Raw genomic sequence first — 13,780 nt, 5'->3', positions numbered from 1 at the left:
GTTGCGATGATCGACCTGATGATGGTGGCGGCACAGGCGGCCGGCGGCGCGATGTCGCTGGGCGATATGTGGGCCAATATCGTCAAGGATTTTTCGAACCTGTCGGATCCCGCAGCACTGGCCGCGTTCGGACAGGTGCTGATGATCGATCTGGTGCTGGCGGGCGACAATGCGATCGTCGTCGGCGCACTCGCGGCTGGCCTTCCGGCCGAACAGCGGCGCAAGGTGATCCTGATCGGTATCGGCGCGGCGCTGGTGCTACGGATCGCCTTTGCGCTGGTGGTCACATGGCTGATGGGGATCGTCGGGCTGGTCTTTGCCGGCGGGCTGTTGCTGTTGTGGGTGAGCTGGAAATTCTGGCGTGAAATCCGCGAGGGGCATGATCTTGCCGACGGATCGGACGATACCCAGAGCGGGCTGAAGCCGGGGCGCAGTTTCGCGGCCGCGGCCTGGGCGGTGGCGGTCGCCGACGTGTCGATGAGCCTCGACAATGTGCTCGCGGTCGCGGGTGCGGCGCGGGCGCATCCCGGCATCCTGATCGTTGGTCTGCTGCTTTCGGTGGCACTGATGGGTCTGGCGGCGAACGCGATCGCGAAGCTGATCGATCGCTATCGCTGGATCGCCTATATCGGCCTGGTCGTGATCCTCTTCGTCGCGTGCAAGATGATCTATGAAGGGCTGATCGGCGGAGGCGAGACGATCGGGCTGCTGTCGGTGTTCGGCTGACGCCTGAAAGGAGCGCCGACGGCGGATCGGCCGACGCCCCATTTCACTGTGCGGTTCCAGTCGCTCAGCCGATATGATCGGCGAAGAATGCCTCGGTCCGGCTGTCGGCGAGCCGTGCCGCGGCATCGGAGCGCCGCTTGCCCATTTCGGTGGCGAAGCCATGATCTTCGCCGGGGTAATCGTAAAGCGTGACCTTCGGATGGTCGTCCAGCCCGGCATGCATCGCCGCCTGAACCTCCTTTGAAACGAACCCGTCGTCGCCAGCGATATGCAGCATCAACGGCCGGGCAATGGCGTGCTTTTCGTCCAGCAGCCCGTCGATGCCCACGGCATAATAGCCGACGCTGGCGTCGCTATCGGTCCGCGCGGCGGTCATGTAGGCAAGCCGGCCGCCCAGGCAGTATCCGGTGACCCCCACCTTGCCACCGCTGGCAATGCGGGCCGCGCGGATCGTTGCCTCGATATCGGCGATGCCCTTGTCCTGATCGAATTTGCCCATCAGGTCGAGCGCGGCCTGCATTTCCTGCGGAACGTCGGGATCGAGCTCGATACCCGGCTTGAGCCGCCAGAACAGGTCGGGGGCGAGGGCAAGATAGCCAAGACCGGCAAAGTGATCGCATTTGCGGCGGATTCCTTCGTTCACGCCGAAAATCTCCTGGATCACCACGATCGCGCCGCGCGGTGCGCCGGCGGGATCGGCGCGATATGCCGCGAAGCTGCCGCTGCCGTCCAGCGTCTCGATCATCATCTCTGCCATGTCATGCTCCTTCAACGAAACCGCCGCTCGTGGTCGAGCAGCCATTGTTTGGTGGCTGGGCCATCGCCCGCCGAATAGGATCCCAGGGCGCCGCCGGCCGCGACAACGCGGTGACAGGGGACGACAAGCGGATAGGGGTTGCGTGCGCATAGTTGTCCGATCGCGCGCGGCCCGGACCCGGTACGTCGGGCGAGTTCGCCATAGCTGAGCGTTTCGCCATAGCCGACGGCGATCAGGCCATCGCGCAACATGCCGCCGCGTGCGCTGGCCGCTGGTGCAAGGCGGAGGTCGAAGCGCTTGAGATCGCCGGCAAAATAGGCCCGAAGCTGATCGACCGCCGCCCGAACGGCCGGATCGGTGCCGGAAGCCGGCGGGCCGTCGCCACCCAGCGCGATGCGGGTCAGATGCCCGTCATGTCCTTCGACGCGGATCGCGCCGATGGGCGTTGCGATCAGGGCATGGTCGCGCGCATACATGGCGATAGCGTAGGCAGGGCAATCGTCCGCCTCAAGCGGAGAACGCCGATGAAGATCAATGTCGAAGTCGATTGCACCCCCGAGGAAGCTCGCCGAGCGATGGGTTTGCCCGATTTCACCCCGGTCCATGAGCGCTACGTCCAGATGCTGCTCGATTCGATGGACAAGGGCATGGTCAATCCCGAGATGATCGAGACGATGATGAAGGGGTGGATGCCGATGGGCGAGGCCGGAATGAATTTCTGGCGCGGCATGTTCGATATGGGCAAGCGCGGCGGCGAGTGAGCGATACGATCTTCGCGCTGTCGAGTGGCGCGCCCCCCGCCGCGATCGCGGTGATTCGCATCTCCGGGGCTGGGGCGTTTCCGGCTGTCGAACGGCTTGCCGGCGCGGTCCCGTCGCCGCGACGTGCTTCGCTCCGCCGGTTGCGGGACGCGGGCGGGGAACTCGATCGCGCGATCGTCCTGGTATTTCCGGGGCCGGAGACGGCGACCGGCGAAGACCTTGCCGAACTGCATCTCCATGGGGGTCGCGCAGTGGTTCGTGCGGTGGAGGTGGCGCTGGCGGCAATGCCCGGCCTGCGTCGGGCGGAGCCGGGCGAGTTTACGCGACGCGCGCTCGAGGCGGGACGGATCGACCTGACCGAGGCCGAGGGGCTTGCCGATTTGCTCGCGGCGGAGACGGAGGGGCAACGTCGCGCGGCGATGCGCACGGCCGAGGGGGGTGTGCGGCGCCGGATCGAGGAGTGGCAGGCCCGGGCGCTGACGCTGTCGGCCATGGTGGAGGCGATACTCGATCATTCGGATGAAGAGGATCTCGCGCAGGAGGCGGCGATCCTGAGTGACGTTCGCGCGCGCGCTGCATCGCTCGCCGATGAAATCGACGCGGTCGTCAACCAGCCGCCGGTCGAGCGGCTGCATGACGGGGTTCGCGTGGTTCTGGCCGGGCCGCCGAATGCGGGCAAATCGACGCTGCTGAATGCGATGAGCGGGCGGGAGGCGGCGATCGTTTCGGATATCGCGGGAACGACGCGCGACCGGATCGAGGTTCCCGTTACCCGCGAGGGTCTGGCCTATGTGCTGACCGATACTGCGGGCCTTCATGACCTTCCCGTCGATCAGGTCGAGCGGATCGGCATCGATCGCGCACGAGAGGCGCTGGAGATGGCGGATATCGTGCTCTGGCTGGATGAGGCGCGTTCACCGTCGGGACTGGCTGGAGCGGTGATCGAGATCGCCGCCAAGTCCGACCTGTCCGTACCCGTGCAGGGCGATCGGCTGGCAGTTTCGGGCCGGACGGGCGCGGGGGTCGCGGCGCTGTGGCGACATGTCGGAGAGATCGCTGCGGAGTTGGTTCCCGGTGCGGACGCGCTCGCGCTGAACCGCCGCCAGCGCGATCTTGCGTCCCAGGCGGGACACGCGCTCGGCTCAGTGGCTCTGGAGCCTGACCTGCTGCTGGTGGCGGAACAGCTGCGCACCGCGTTACGCGCGTTCGATCGCATTACGGGCAGGGCTGATACCGAAGCCATGCTCGATGCGCTGTTCGCTCGTTTCTGCATCGGCAAATAGTGTTTCACGTGAAACACGTGCTTTGACCACCGCTGGGGTCGCGGCTATTCCCCGTGCCATGCGGACATGGGATGTCATCGTTATTGGCGGAGGCCATGCCGGCACCGAGGCGGCTGCGGCTGCGGCGCGCTGTGGCGCGCGCGCGGCGCTGGTGACCTTCGACCCCGCAATGATCGGTGCGATGTCCTGCAATCCGGCGATCGGGGGGCTGGGGAAGGGGCATCTCGTCCGCGAAGTCGATGCGCTTGACGGGCTGATCGCGCGGGCGGCGGATGCAGCGGCGATCCACTATCGGCTGCTCAACCGGTCTAAGGGGCCTGCGGTTCAGGGGCCGCGCGTACAGGCGGATCGCAAGCGATACGCCGCCGCGATCCAGACCTGTATCGGCATGCAGCCTGACCTCGACGTGGTGACGGGTGAGGCGGTTGGCCTGCTCCTGGCTGGAGGGCGCGTGAGTGGCGTCACGCTTGAGGGTGGAGAGGTGCTGACGGCGCCGGCAGTGGTTCTCGCCAGCGGCACCTTTCTGGGTGGACGGATTTTCAGAGGCGAGGAACGCGAAGCGGGCGGCCGGGTCGGGGAGCGCGCCGCGACCGCGCTGGGGCTCCAGTTGCGCGATCTGGGGCTGCCGGTGACGCGCCTCAAGACCGGGACCCCGCCACGCCTCGACGGTCGCACGATCGATTGGGGTGCGCTCGAGGTTCAGCCCTCGGACACCGAACAGTGGCGGATGTCACCGATGACCACGTGCCGGCGGCTCCCGCAGGTCGCCTGCGCGATTACCCGGACGGGCGTTGAGACACACGAGATCATTCGGGGCGGCCTCGATCGGTCTCCGCTGTTCAGCGGCGCGATCGAGGCTGGCGGTCCGCGCTATTGCCCGTCCATTGAGGACAAGATCTTCCGTTTTGGCGACCGCGACGGGCATCAGGTTTTCCTGGAGCCGGAGGGGCTGGACACCCATCTCGTCTATCCCAACGGCCTTTCGACATCGCTGCCCACCGATGTTCAGGCCGCGATGATCCGCTCGATCGCGGGGCTGGAGCAGGCGGTGATCGAGACGCCTGGCTATGCTGTCGAATATGACCATGTCGATCCGCGCACGCTCTCCTTCGCGCTGGAGACCCGCGATATTCCGGGCCTGTTCTGCGCGGGCCAGATCAATGGCACCACCGGCTATGAGGAGGCGGCGGCGCAGGGCGTGGTTGCCGGCATCAACGCGGCTGCGCGTGCGCTCGACCGGCCGCAGACGCTGTTCTCGCGGAGCGAGAGCTATATCGGGGTGATGGTCGATGACCTGACCATTCAGGGCGTGACCGAACCCTATCGCATGCTGACCGCGCGTGCGGAGCACCGCCTCCATCTGCGCGCCGACAATGCCGAGCGCCGTTTGCGCGTAGCCGGTGAAACGGCCGGATGCCTCGGGACCGAGCGGGCCAGCCATATTGCGGAGCGCCAATCGCGCCGCGCGGCGCTCGATGCGCTGTTCGGCGTCGATCGCACCGCCCATGAGCTGGCGCGCAACGGTGCGGCGGTTGCGCAGGACGGGGCGAAGCGGAGTGCGTTCGAATGGCTGCGATTTCCAGGGGTCTCGCCGCTGTATCTGGGTATCGATATTTCGGGATATGATCCCTCGCTGCTTGCGGAGCTGGTGGAGGATGCCCGCTACACGCCCTATCTCGCGCGGCAGGCGGCGGAGCAGGAGGGGGTTGAGCGGGCAGGTGGTCTGGCGTTGCCGCCCGCGCTCGATTTCGCGAAGATTCCCGGCCTTTCGAACGAGATGGTCGAGCGGCTTTCTGCTGCCTGTCCGCCCACCATTGGCGATGCGTCGCGGGTGCGGGGGATTACGCCGGCAGCAATCACCGCGATCATGCTGCACATCCGCAGGCGCGCGGCGTGACCGAGGCGGAAGCGCGCCTCTGGATACGCGATGCCTATGGTGTTTCACGTGAAACACGGCTCGACGCCTTTGTGACGATGCTCAGGGAAGAGGCGGCTAGACAGAATCTCGTCGCGCCATCGACCCTGGATCATATCTGGTCGCGACACATCGTCGATTCGGCACAGCTATTGGCCAAGGGTTCGCCGGACGGGCGGTGGCTTGATGTCGGGAGCGGCGCCGGACTCCCCGGCCTTGTGCTGGCACTGCTCAGCGACGCGCCGATCGAGCTGGTCGAACCGCGTCGGCTGCGAACCGCGTTCCTCGAGCGAGTGGCCTCCGAACTGGGGCTGGGGAATGTGCAGGTCAAGACCGCGAAGGTGGAGCGCACGAGCGGTGTCGCGCGAACGATCACGGCGCGCGCGGTCGCCTCGCTCGATATGATGTTCCGGATTTGCGCCCACCGCGCCGATTCATCCACAATCTGGGTGCTGCCAAAAGGGCGAAGCGCGCAATCGGAGGTGGCAGAAGCGCGCCGCACATGGCAAGGTTCGTTCCACGTGGAACCGAGCATCACTGCTCCGGACTCGCACATCGTCGTGGCCACAGGGATCAGACCCAGATGATCTGCATTGCCATCGCCAATCAAAAGGGCGGCGTCGGAAAGACGACGACGGCGATCAATGTCGGCACCGCGCTTGCCGCCACCGGCCAACGCGTTCTTCTTCTTGATCTCGATCCGCAGGGAAATTGCTCGACGGGCCTTGGCATCGGCCGCGCTGAACGGGAGCGATCGACCTATGATCTGCTCATCGGGGAAACCAATCTGGAGGAGGTCGCGGTCCGCACCCGCGTGCCAGGCCTGGATATCGTACCGGCGACCGTCGATCTGTCAGGCGCGGAGATCGAGCTGATCGAGTTCGAAGCGCGGACGCATCGCCTCGCCACCGCGATTGGGCGGAGCGAGCGGCGTTGGGACGTGGTGTTGATGGATTGCCCTCCGTCGCTCGGGCTTTTGACGATCAATTCAATGGTCGCGGCGGACGCGCTGCTCGTGCCGCTGCAATGCGAATTCTTTGCGCTTGAGGGGCTGAGCCAGTTGCTCAACACGGTCGAGCGAATCCGGGGGCGATTCAATCCCGGCCTTTCCATCCTTGGCGTCGTGCTTACCATGTACGATCGCCGTAATCGCCTCACCGATCAGGTCGCCGATGATGTGCGCGCGGTGCTGGGAAAGGTGGTGTTCGATACGGTGATTCCCCGCAACGTCCGCCTGTCCGAAGCGCCCAGCCATGGGGTGCCGGCGCTGATCTATGATTATCGCTGTGCCGGGTCTGAGGCCTATATCGCGCTCGCCCGCGAAGTGATCGACCGCCTACCCAAGCTGAAGAAGGCCGCATGACCGACGAAGCTCCCGCGCCGAGACCCACGCCCACGGTCACGCCTGCCCCGCGCAAACCGCGTCCCGGCCTTGGTCGGGGACTGAGCGCGCTTCTCGGCGATGTCGAACGTGAGGAGCCGGTCCGCCCCGGTGCCGAACCGTCGAGCGGCGTGCGCATGCTGCCGGTCAGTTCGCTCGCGCCGCATCCCGAACAGCCCCGCCGCCATTTCGACGAGGATGCGCTGGAGGAACTCGCCAAGTCGATCGCGATGCGGGGTCTGATTCAGCCGATCGTGGTGCGCCCGCACGGCAAGGATTACCAGATCGTCGCCGGCGAACGCCGCTGGCGTGCGGCACAGCGAGCGCGGCTGCACGAAGTCCCGGTCATCGTTCGCGATCTGGACGAGGCCGAGACACTCGAAATCGCGATCGTCGAGAATATCCAGCGCGAAGACCTCAACGCGATCGAGGAGGCCGAAGCCTATGCCAAGCTGATCGGCGAATTCGGCCATACCCAGGAGGCGCTGGCGAAGATCGTCCACAAGTCGCGCAGCCATATCGCCAATTTGCTGCGCCTGCTCGATCTTCCCGACACGGTTCGACATCGCGTGGTCGAAGGGACGCTCAGCATGGGGCATGCCCGGGCGCTGATCGGATCGCCCGACCCCGAAAAACTGGCGCGGATCGTCGTCGAGCGTGATCTTTCGGTTCGCGATACCGAAAAGCTGGCACGCGATGCGAAGCCGAGGGCAGCGGGGAAGGGCGGCGCCAGGCTGACCGGCAGCGGCAATGCCGATATCGCCGCGCTGGAACGACAATTGGGCGACGTGCTCGGCCTCAACGTGCGGATCAGCTTCGGTGAAAAGGGTGGAGCACTGACGCTATCCTATTCGACGCTCGATCAGCTCGATATGATCTGCCAGCGGCTGACGGGCGAAAATATCTAATCAAAACATTCGGTTAGCGCGTCCTGGCCGCGCCGCGGGCAAGGGTCGTCAATGCCGCATCGGCCAGTACCACGCCGGCATTCCCGCCGCCCCGCGTCATCGCTCGTTCCGCTTCGCGCGCGATGACGATGCCGCGCGCCAGCATCGCGCTGTTCCACCGGCGCAGCGCCAATTTCGTGCTCTGCTCTTCCTTGAAGAACACCCGGTGCTTCTTCACCACCTCGTCGGCGGAAAGGCCGCGATCTATTTCTCCACGCATTTCCGCCAGCGCCATCAGTCGGCGGACCAGTTGACGCAGCAGCGGGATGGCGGACACCCCGGCCTGATCCAGCCGCGCGAGTTCGACACCGATCTCGGCCACGCGGCCCTCCACGACCGCCTCGATCGCGCCATACATCTCCGCTTCGCCCAGATCGGCACCGATCGCGTCCAGCGCGTCCATCCCCGCCTCGCGCGGGCGATCCGGCGCGGCATCGAGATAGAGCGACAGCTTCTCGATCTCGCGCGCGAGCACGGCGCGGTCCCCGCCCGACAATGCCGCCAGCCGCTCGGCGGTGCCGCCGATCAGGCGCAGGCCGTTTTCCCGCGCGATTCCCACGGCCAGCTGTGCCGCGTTGCGCGCATCGGGGATGTAGCAGGCGTGCGCCATCGCGCCCGGCGCGGCCAGGACCAGCTTCAGCAGCCGTCCGCTCGCCTTCAGCGTCCCGCCCACTGCCACGACCGGATTACCCGCGACCTCCGCATCGAGCAGCAGCCGCACCGCTTCCACGCCGTCATCATCGATCCCCGTGACCCGAATATAGCGCGCACCGCCGAACAGCGACAGCGAGGCGGCCTCCTCCGCCAGCCGGCCGGCATCGCCCTTCAGGCTCGATCCGTCGATATCGATCCGCTCCGCCTCGCCCATCGCGCGGGTGAGTCGCGCCGCCAGTTCGTTGGCCCCTGCCTCGTCCGGCCCATGCAGCAGGAACAGGCGGATATCCGGCCCCGGCTTGTCCAACCGGGCGCGGATCTGCGCTTCGCTGGCCTTCACTGGCCCTGTTTGGCGCGGGCGTAACGCGCCAGCCGGGCGACGATCTGATCCGCGATGATCCCCGACAGCCGCTCCAGCGCGCTCTTTTCGGCGGCGATCGTGGCATATTCGGACCGGGCGACGTCGATGCCGGCGTCCGATCCGGCAGTGGCGTCGAGCACCACCTGGCCGGTCGCGAGATCGACCAGCTGATACCGCGCGCGCAATGTCCGCCGTTCGCGGGTCACGACATCGTCGCGCCGCACGCCCAGCCCGACGATCTGGTCGTCGATCTTGATATCGAGGCGATAGGCCGGCGTACCGGCCCGCGTCGCGGCAATCCGATCGCGCACCGCGTTGACGACCAGCCAGCCGGCTTCGCCCTGGATCGGCGCCACCTCGACGCCGGACAGCATCGTCTGCACCGGTCCGGCAGCGCCGCCGCCGTAAAGCGGGCGCAATCCGCAGGCCGAAAGGCCCGGGAGCAAGGCGGCGAGCGCGAGCAGGGCAGCGGCACGCTTCATGCGACGATATTTACCAGACGGTCCGGCACGACGATCACCTTGCGGGGAGTGGCGCCTTCCAGAATGCGCTGCACATTGGCGTTTGCCAAGGCCATCGCTTCCAGATCGTCCTTCGCCGCGCCCTTGGCTGCGGTGACGGTGTCGCGCAGCTTGCCGTTCACCTGAAGCGCGATCGTCACCTCATCCTCCACCAACAGCGCAGGATCGACCAGAGGCCATGGCGCGTCGGCGATCAGGCCGTCATTCCCCATCGCCGCCCATGCTTCCTCCGCCAGATGCGGGGTCATCGGGGCGGCGAGCAGGATGATGGTGCGGATCGCCGTCGCGCGCGATGCGCTCGGCCGGGCGCGCTCGATCGCATTGACCAGTTCGTACAGCTTGGCGACCGCCTTGTTGAATTGCAGCGATTCGATATCGGCGGCGACCCCGGCGATCGTCTGGTGAAGCTTGCGATCGAGCGGCTTGTCCTCGCCCTCCCAGCTGTCCAATCCGTCGAACAGGCGCCACAGCCGCTGGACGAAGCGCCACGCGCCCTCAATGCCGTTCTCGGTCCATTCCAGGTCGCGCTCGGGCGGCGAGTCGGACAGGACGAACCATCGCACCGCATCGGCGCCATATTGATCGACGATCGGTTCGGGATCGACGGTATTCTTTTTCGACTTCGACATCTTCTCGATGCGACCGGTCGTCACCGGCGCACCGGTGGCGGTCTCGACCAGAATGTCGTTGCGGCGATCGATCTCCTCCGGCGAAAGCCATCGGCCATCGGCGGACTTGTACGTTTCGTGGGTCACCATGCCCTGGGTGAACAGCCCCGCAAACGGTTCGGCGATGTCGATCATGCCGATATGCCGCAGCGCGCGCGTCCAGAACCGGGCGTAGAGCAGGTGCAGGATCGCATGTTCGATCCCGCCGATATACTGGTTCACCGGCAGCCATTGTTCGGCGACCGTGCGGTCGAACGGCCTGTCGCCCGGCTGGCTGGCGAAGCGGATGAAATACCAGGACGAATCGACGAAGGTGTCGAGCGTGTCGGTCTCGCGTCGCGCGGGCCTGCCACAGGTTGGGCAATCGACGTGGCGCCAGGTCGGATGGCGGTCGAGGGGATTGCCCGGAATGTCGAACGAAACATCATCGGGCAGGACGACCGGCAACTGGTCCTTTGGCACCGGCACTACGCCGCACCCGTCGCAATGGATGATCGGGATTGGCGTACCCCAGTAACGCTGGCGGCTGACGCCCCAGTCGCGCAGGCGCCACACGGTGGTCCCCTTGCCCCACCCGCCCTCTTCGGCGCGGCGAATCACCTCGCGCTTGGCATCGGCCACGTCCATGCCGTCCAGAAAGTGCGAATTCACCAGCGTACCCGGACCCGAATAGGCCTCCGATTCGCCGAAATCGGGCGAGGTCCGGTCGCCGTCGGAAACGACGCGCCGGATCGGCAATCCATATTTGCGCGCGAATTCGAAATCGCGCTGGTCGTGCGCGGGGACGCCGAACACCGCCCCCGTGCCGTAATCCATCAGCACGAAATTCGCGATATGAACGGGAAGTTTCAATGCGGAATCAAAGGGATGGATCGCCCGGATTCCGGTGTCGAACCCCATTTTCTCCTGCGTTTCCAGTTCGGCGGCAGTGGTGCCGCCCTGTTTGCATGCGGCGATGAACGCCGCCGCCTGAGGGTCCGTCTCCGCGATCTTTCGCGCGATCGGATGATCCGCCGCGATCGCCACGAAACTGGATCCAAAGATCGTGTCGGGCCGCGTCGTGAACACCTCGACGGTTTCGGCGTCGGCAGCGTTCGGCGCCAGCGCGAACCGAAACTGAAGCCCCTGTGACCGCCCGATCCAGTTTTCCTGCATCAGCCGCACCTTGTCCGGCCATTTGTCCAGATCGTCGAGCCCGTCGAGCAGTTCGTCGGCGAAATCGGTGATCTTCAGGAACCACTGGTTAAGCTTTTTCTTCTCGACCAGCGCGCCCGATCGCCATCCGCGTCCGTCGATTACCTGTTCATTGGCCAGCACGGTCATATCGACCGGGTCCCAGTTGACCGACGATTCCTTGCGATAGACCAGTCCGGCGGCCAGCAGGTCCAGGAACAGCGCCTGTTCGTGGCCGTAATAGTCCGGCTCGCACGTCGCCAACTCGCGCGACCAGTCGATCGCCAGCCCCAGCCGCTTCAGCTGGGCGCGCATCGTCGCGATATTCGCGCGGGTCCAGTCGCCGGGATGGACCTTCTTTTCCATCGCCGCATTCTCGGCCGGCATGCCGAACGCGTCCCACCCCATCGGATGGAGCACTTCCATGCCCTTCATCCGGCGATAGCGGGTCAGGACGTCGCCCATCGTATAGTTGCGGACATGCCCCATATGGATGCGCCCGGACGGGTAGGGGAACATCTCAAGCACATAGCTTTTGGGGCGCGGCGCGCTGTCGTCGGCGACGAAGCTACGCCGTTCCTCCCACTGCTTCTGCCACGCGGCATCCGCCTTCAGCGCGTTGAACCGCGACATGATCTTCCTCTGGTCTCGGTGCCGGTCCGCCCCCGCGCGTCCGGCAAGCTTATCCTGTCGGTGACCGGAAGGCGGAGCGGACCGGCACCGCAGATATCAAAAAAGGCTCAATCCGCGATCGCCGCGCGACGCAGGTCGCGGGCGCGGGTCAGGATGATATCCTCAAGCTTCTGAACCGTGGCGGCCTCCACCGGCGCATCGACCCACTGGCCGCCGCGATTGACCTGGCGGACGGCGGCGACGCGCAGTGCGTCGGCGCGCAGATCCTGGTCCAGGATCGTCACGGTCACCTTCATCCGCTCGCTGGCGAGATTGGGGTTCACATACCAGTCGGTGACGATGACGCCGCCGTTCGAATCGGTCTGCACGATCGGCATGAACGAAATCGTCTCGAGCGCGGCGCGCCACAGATAGGCGTTGACGCCGATCGTGGTGACCTTCGACGCGGCAAGATCCGCGCGCGGCCGATCCTTGCCCCCGCCGCAGGCGGCGAGGCTAAGGGCAACACTGCCCAGGATCGCGGTGCGCAACAGGCGGTTCATCGGCATCTTCCTATGGGAAATTCAGGGTCGAGGGCTGCATCTATAGATGCTGGCGCGCCACCTGCAAGCATTGCCGCTGTGGGCGATGTGCAACACCTGCCACGAAAATGGATTCGCGTGGTGGAACATCACGGCCGAATCGTGGTAGTCGGATCGACAGGATTGGGGATGGCATGCGCTTTCGGCGATACATCACAGGCACCATGATCGGCGCGCTCGGCGCGACCGGTCTTGTCGTTGCGCCTGCGTTGTTCGCCCAGACGGCGCCACAACAACAGCGGGCAGTGACGCAAAAGCGCGCGCCCGCAACCTCCGGTATCGGTGCGTTTACGCCCGCGGCGGCGGATCCCAAGCTCGCCGCCGCGTTGGCGCGTGCCGGGCTATCGGGCAGCGGCTTCCGCTTCACCCCGGCCGATTCGGCGCGCGCGACCAGCCGCAGCGTCACGGTCGCGGTGCGCGCGCGCAACGATCGCCCGGCTGCCGCCGTGGCGGATCGCGGTGCCGCCGCGCCGGCGTCGGTCACGCTTCAGCCGATTTCGTACAATCTGGGCGTGTCGGTCGGGTGGAAGCGCTTCGCGATTTCCGGCGACCTGTCCAAGCTCGACCTGGCGGGACAGCCGGGCAGCCGCGAATCGACCGAACTGGGCGTTACCTATACCGGCAAGCGCGCCTCGGGCCGGATCAAGGCAGAGGCGGATCGTCCGCTGGAGAGCACGCCGCGCCTGATCGCCGCCGATCCCAGCTATTCGATCGATGTCGGCGGCGCCTATTCGATCACCCGCAATCTCGATGTGACGGCGGGCGTGCGGTACAAAACCGAACGCAATCGCCTGAACGAGCTGACCGACAACCGCCGCGACAGCCAGGCGGTCTATGTCGGGACCGCGATCCGCTTCTAAACGCGCCGCGCCCGGCTGCGCCAGGCATCGATCCCCGCCCAGCCATGAACGTCGAGCGGGCGCAGCGCGCGCCAGCGCCGCGCGTCCATCCCGCCCAGCGCGACGACCGGTATCGGCAGGTCGCGGATCAGCAGCGCCAGCCCCAGCCTGCCCAGCGGTCGCGCGCCGGGATGCGATCGCGTGGCATGGACGGGTGAGGCAAAGACGAGCTTCGCCCCGGCCCGTATCGCCGTCATGGCCTCGCGCCGCGAATGAACCGGGGCGGTCAGCGCTCCGCGATGGCGACCGTGCCGCCCCGCCGCGCCGGGGCCAAGCCGCTCCTTACCCGCCACCACGAGCACCAGTCGCCGCTGCCGTGCGATTGCGCGAAGGTCCCTGAACAATTGCCGCCGCACGTCGATCGGCCAGTCATAGTGCCGCATCACGATGCCGGTCCCGATCGGCAGCCGCCGCGCGATCACCCGCGGATCGACCGTCAACCGCGGGTCGGTGAACAGCCACTGACGGGGAAGCTGTCGTGGCGGGCGAGGGGACTGGCGAGCACGCATCGCTCCTCCTA

15 protein-coding genes are annotated in these 13,780 nt (G+C 66.3%); 8 read left to right on the top strand and 7 right to left on the bottom strand.

Going from position 1 to position 13,780, the window contains the following annotated elements:
• Positions 1-6 precede the first annotated feature (6 nt).
• Entirely contained in the window at positions 7-726 is a 720-nt protein-coding gene (locus tag KF783_RS04070; protein ID WP_294076804.1) for a TerC family protein, read from the top strand.
• Positions 727-790: 64 nt separating this feature from the next.
• Here KF783_RS04070 and KF783_RS04065 read toward each other — a convergent pair whose 3' ends face one another.
• Both KF783_RS04065 and KF783_RS04060 read right to left on the bottom strand, forming a co-directional pair.
• Positions 791-1,483 carry a dienelactone hydrolase family protein gene (locus tag KF783_RS04065; RefSeq protein WP_294076803.1) on the bottom strand — a complete coding sequence of 231 codons (693 nt, stop codon included), beginning with the start codon at positions 1,481-1,483 and terminating at the stop codon, positions 791-793.
• Between the two features lie 11 nt (positions 1,484-1,494).
• The gene (locus KF783_RS04060) at positions 1,495-1,959 is read right to left on the bottom strand and encodes a methylated-DNA--[protein]-cysteine S-methyltransferase (protein ID WP_294076801.1); all 465 of its coding nucleotides are present in this window, start codon (positions 1,957-1,959) and stop codon (positions 1,495-1,497) included.
• Between the two features lie 48 nt (positions 1,960-2,007).
• Between KF783_RS04060 and KF783_RS04055 the strand changes: the two genes are divergently transcribed.
• Genes KF783_RS04055 through KF783_RS04030 form a run of 6 tightly spaced genes read left to right on the top strand, consistent with a single transcriptional unit; the run spans position 2,008 to position 7,731 of the window.
• Positions 2,008-2,244 carry a DUF6489 family protein gene (locus KF783_RS04055; protein WP_294076800.1) on the top strand — a complete coding sequence of 79 codons (237 nt, stop codon included), beginning with the start codon at positions 2,008-2,010 and terminating at the stop codon, positions 2,242-2,244.
• On the top strand, positions 2,241-3,527 hold the full coding sequence (gene mnmE, locus KF783_RS04050) for a tRNA uridine-5-carboxymethylaminomethyl(34) synthesis GTPase MnmE (RefSeq protein ID WP_294076798.1): 1,287 nt from the start codon (positions 2,241-2,243) through the stop codon (positions 3,525-3,527). Before KF783_RS04055 ends, mnmE begins: the two co-directional genes overlap by 4 nt.
• A gap of 58 nt (positions 3,528-3,585) precedes the next feature.
• Positions 3,586-5,424: a tRNA uridine-5-carboxymethylaminomethyl(34) synthesis enzyme MnmG gene (gene mnmG / locus KF783_RS04045; protein WP_294076796.1), complete on the top strand. Its 1,839-nt coding sequence runs from the start codon at positions 3,586-3,588 to the stop codon at positions 5,422-5,424.
• Positions 5,421-6,029, top strand: a complete 609-nt coding sequence (rsmG, locus tag KF783_RS04040; protein WP_294076794.1) for a 16S rRNA (guanine(527)-N(7))-methyltransferase RsmG — start codon at positions 5,421-5,423, stop codon at positions 6,027-6,029. The genes mnmG and rsmG overlap by 4 nt, the downstream gene beginning before the upstream one ends.
• Positions 6,026-6,805: a ParA family protein gene (locus tag KF783_RS04035; protein ID WP_294076793.1), complete on the top strand. Its 780-nt coding sequence runs from the start codon at positions 6,026-6,028 to the stop codon at positions 6,803-6,805. Before rsmG ends, KF783_RS04035 begins: the two co-directional genes overlap by 4 nt.
• Positions 6,802-7,731, top strand: a complete 930-nt coding sequence (locus tag KF783_RS04030) for a ParB/RepB/Spo0J family partition protein (RefSeq protein WP_294076792.1) — start codon at positions 6,802-6,804, stop codon at positions 7,729-7,731. Before KF783_RS04035 ends, KF783_RS04030 begins: the two co-directional genes overlap by 4 nt.
• Positions 7,732-7,744: 13 nt before the next feature.
• Here the strand turns inward: KF783_RS04030 and holA are convergent, their stop codons facing one another.
• From holA to KF783_RS04010, 4 genes are all read right to left on the bottom strand, one after another.
• Positions 7,745-8,764 carry a DNA polymerase III subunit delta gene (gene holA / locus KF783_RS04025; RefSeq protein ID WP_294076789.1) on the bottom strand — a complete coding sequence of 340 codons (1,020 nt, stop codon included), beginning with the start codon at positions 8,762-8,764 and terminating at the stop codon, positions 7,745-7,747.
• A complete protein-coding gene (lptE, locus tag KF783_RS04020; RefSeq protein ID WP_294076787.1) occupies positions 8,761-9,267 on the bottom strand; it encodes an LPS assembly lipoprotein LptE in 507 nt (168 codons plus the stop codon). Before lptE ends, holA begins: the two co-directional genes overlap by 4 nt.
• Positions 9,264-11,783, bottom strand: a complete 2,520-nt coding sequence (leuS, locus tag KF783_RS04015; RefSeq protein WP_294076967.1) for a leucine--tRNA ligase — start codon at positions 11,781-11,783, stop codon at positions 9,264-9,266. The genes lptE and leuS overlap by 4 nt, the downstream gene beginning before the upstream one ends.
• 104 nt (positions 11,784-11,887) lie before the next feature.
• The gene (locus tag KF783_RS04010) at positions 11,888-12,322 is read right to left on the bottom strand and encodes a DUF3576 domain-containing protein (protein WP_294076785.1); all 435 of its coding nucleotides are present in this window, start codon (positions 12,320-12,322) and stop codon (positions 11,888-11,890) included.
• Between the two features lie 203 nt (positions 12,323-12,525).
• Here KF783_RS04010 and KF783_RS04005 point away from each other — a divergent pair, with 203 nt between their 5' ends.
• Entirely contained in the window at positions 12,526-13,221 is a 696-nt protein-coding gene (locus KF783_RS04005; RefSeq protein ID WP_294076784.1) for a hypothetical protein, read from the top strand.
• Here KF783_RS04005 and KF783_RS04000 read toward each other — a convergent pair.
• Positions 13,218-13,769, bottom strand: coding sequence for a thiamine phosphate synthase (locus tag KF783_RS04000; RefSeq protein ID WP_294076782.1), 552 nt, complete (start codon positions 13,767-13,769; stop codon positions 13,218-13,220). The genes KF783_RS04005 and KF783_RS04000 overlap by 4 nt on opposite strands.
• Positions 13,770-13,780 lie beyond the last annotated feature (11 nt).

The sequence above is a fragment of the Sphingomonas sp. genome (genome assembly GCF_019635455.1).
GTDB lineage: Bacteria > Pseudomonadota > Alphaproteobacteria > Sphingomonadales > Sphingomonadaceae > Sphingomonas.
Note: the sequence above shows the minus strand (reverse complement) of the source record. Positions and strands in the feature narration are given on the sequence as shown.

Coding starts and splice junctions, on each gene's coding strand:
- KF783_RS04070 (WP_294076804.1), top strand. CDS start 7: ATGATCGACCTGATGATGGTGGCGGCACAGGCGGCCGGCGGCGCGATG.
- KF783_RS04010 (WP_294076785.1), bottom strand. CDS start 12,322: ATGAACCGCCTGTTGCGCACCGCGATCCTGGGCAGTGTTGCCCTTAGC.
- KF783_RS04055 (WP_294076800.1), top strand. CDS start 2,008: ATGAAGATCAATGTCGAAGTCGATTGCACCCCCGAGGAAGCTCGCCGA.
- KF783_RS04000 (WP_294076782.1), bottom strand. CDS start 13,769: ATGCGTGCTCGCCAGTCCCCTCGCCCGCCACGACAGCTTCCCCGTCAG.
- KF783_RS04030 (WP_294076792.1), top strand. CDS start 6,802: ATGACCGACGAAGCTCCCGCGCCGAGACCCACGCCCACGGTCACGCCT.
- lptE (WP_294076787.1), bottom strand. CDS start 9,267: ATGAAGCGTGCCGCTGCCCTGCTCGCGCTCGCCGCCTTGCTCCCGGGC.
- KF783_RS04035 (WP_294076793.1), top strand. CDS start 6,026: ATGATCTGCATTGCCATCGCCAATCAAAAGGGCGGCGTCGGAAAGACG.
- mnmG (WP_294076796.1), top strand. CDS start 3,586: ATGCGGACATGGGATGTCATCGTTATTGGCGGAGGCCATGCCGGCACC.
- KF783_RS04060 (WP_294076801.1), bottom strand. CDS start 1,959: ATGTATGCGCGCGACCATGCCCTGATCGCAACGCCCATCGGCGCGATC.
- KF783_RS04065 (WP_294076803.1), bottom strand. CDS start 1,483: ATGGCAGAGATGATGATCGAGACGCTGGACGGCAGCGGCAGCTTCGCG.
- KF783_RS04005 (WP_294076784.1), top strand. CDS start 12,526: ATGATCGGCGCGCTCGGCGCGACCGGTCTTGTCGTTGCGCCTGCGTTG.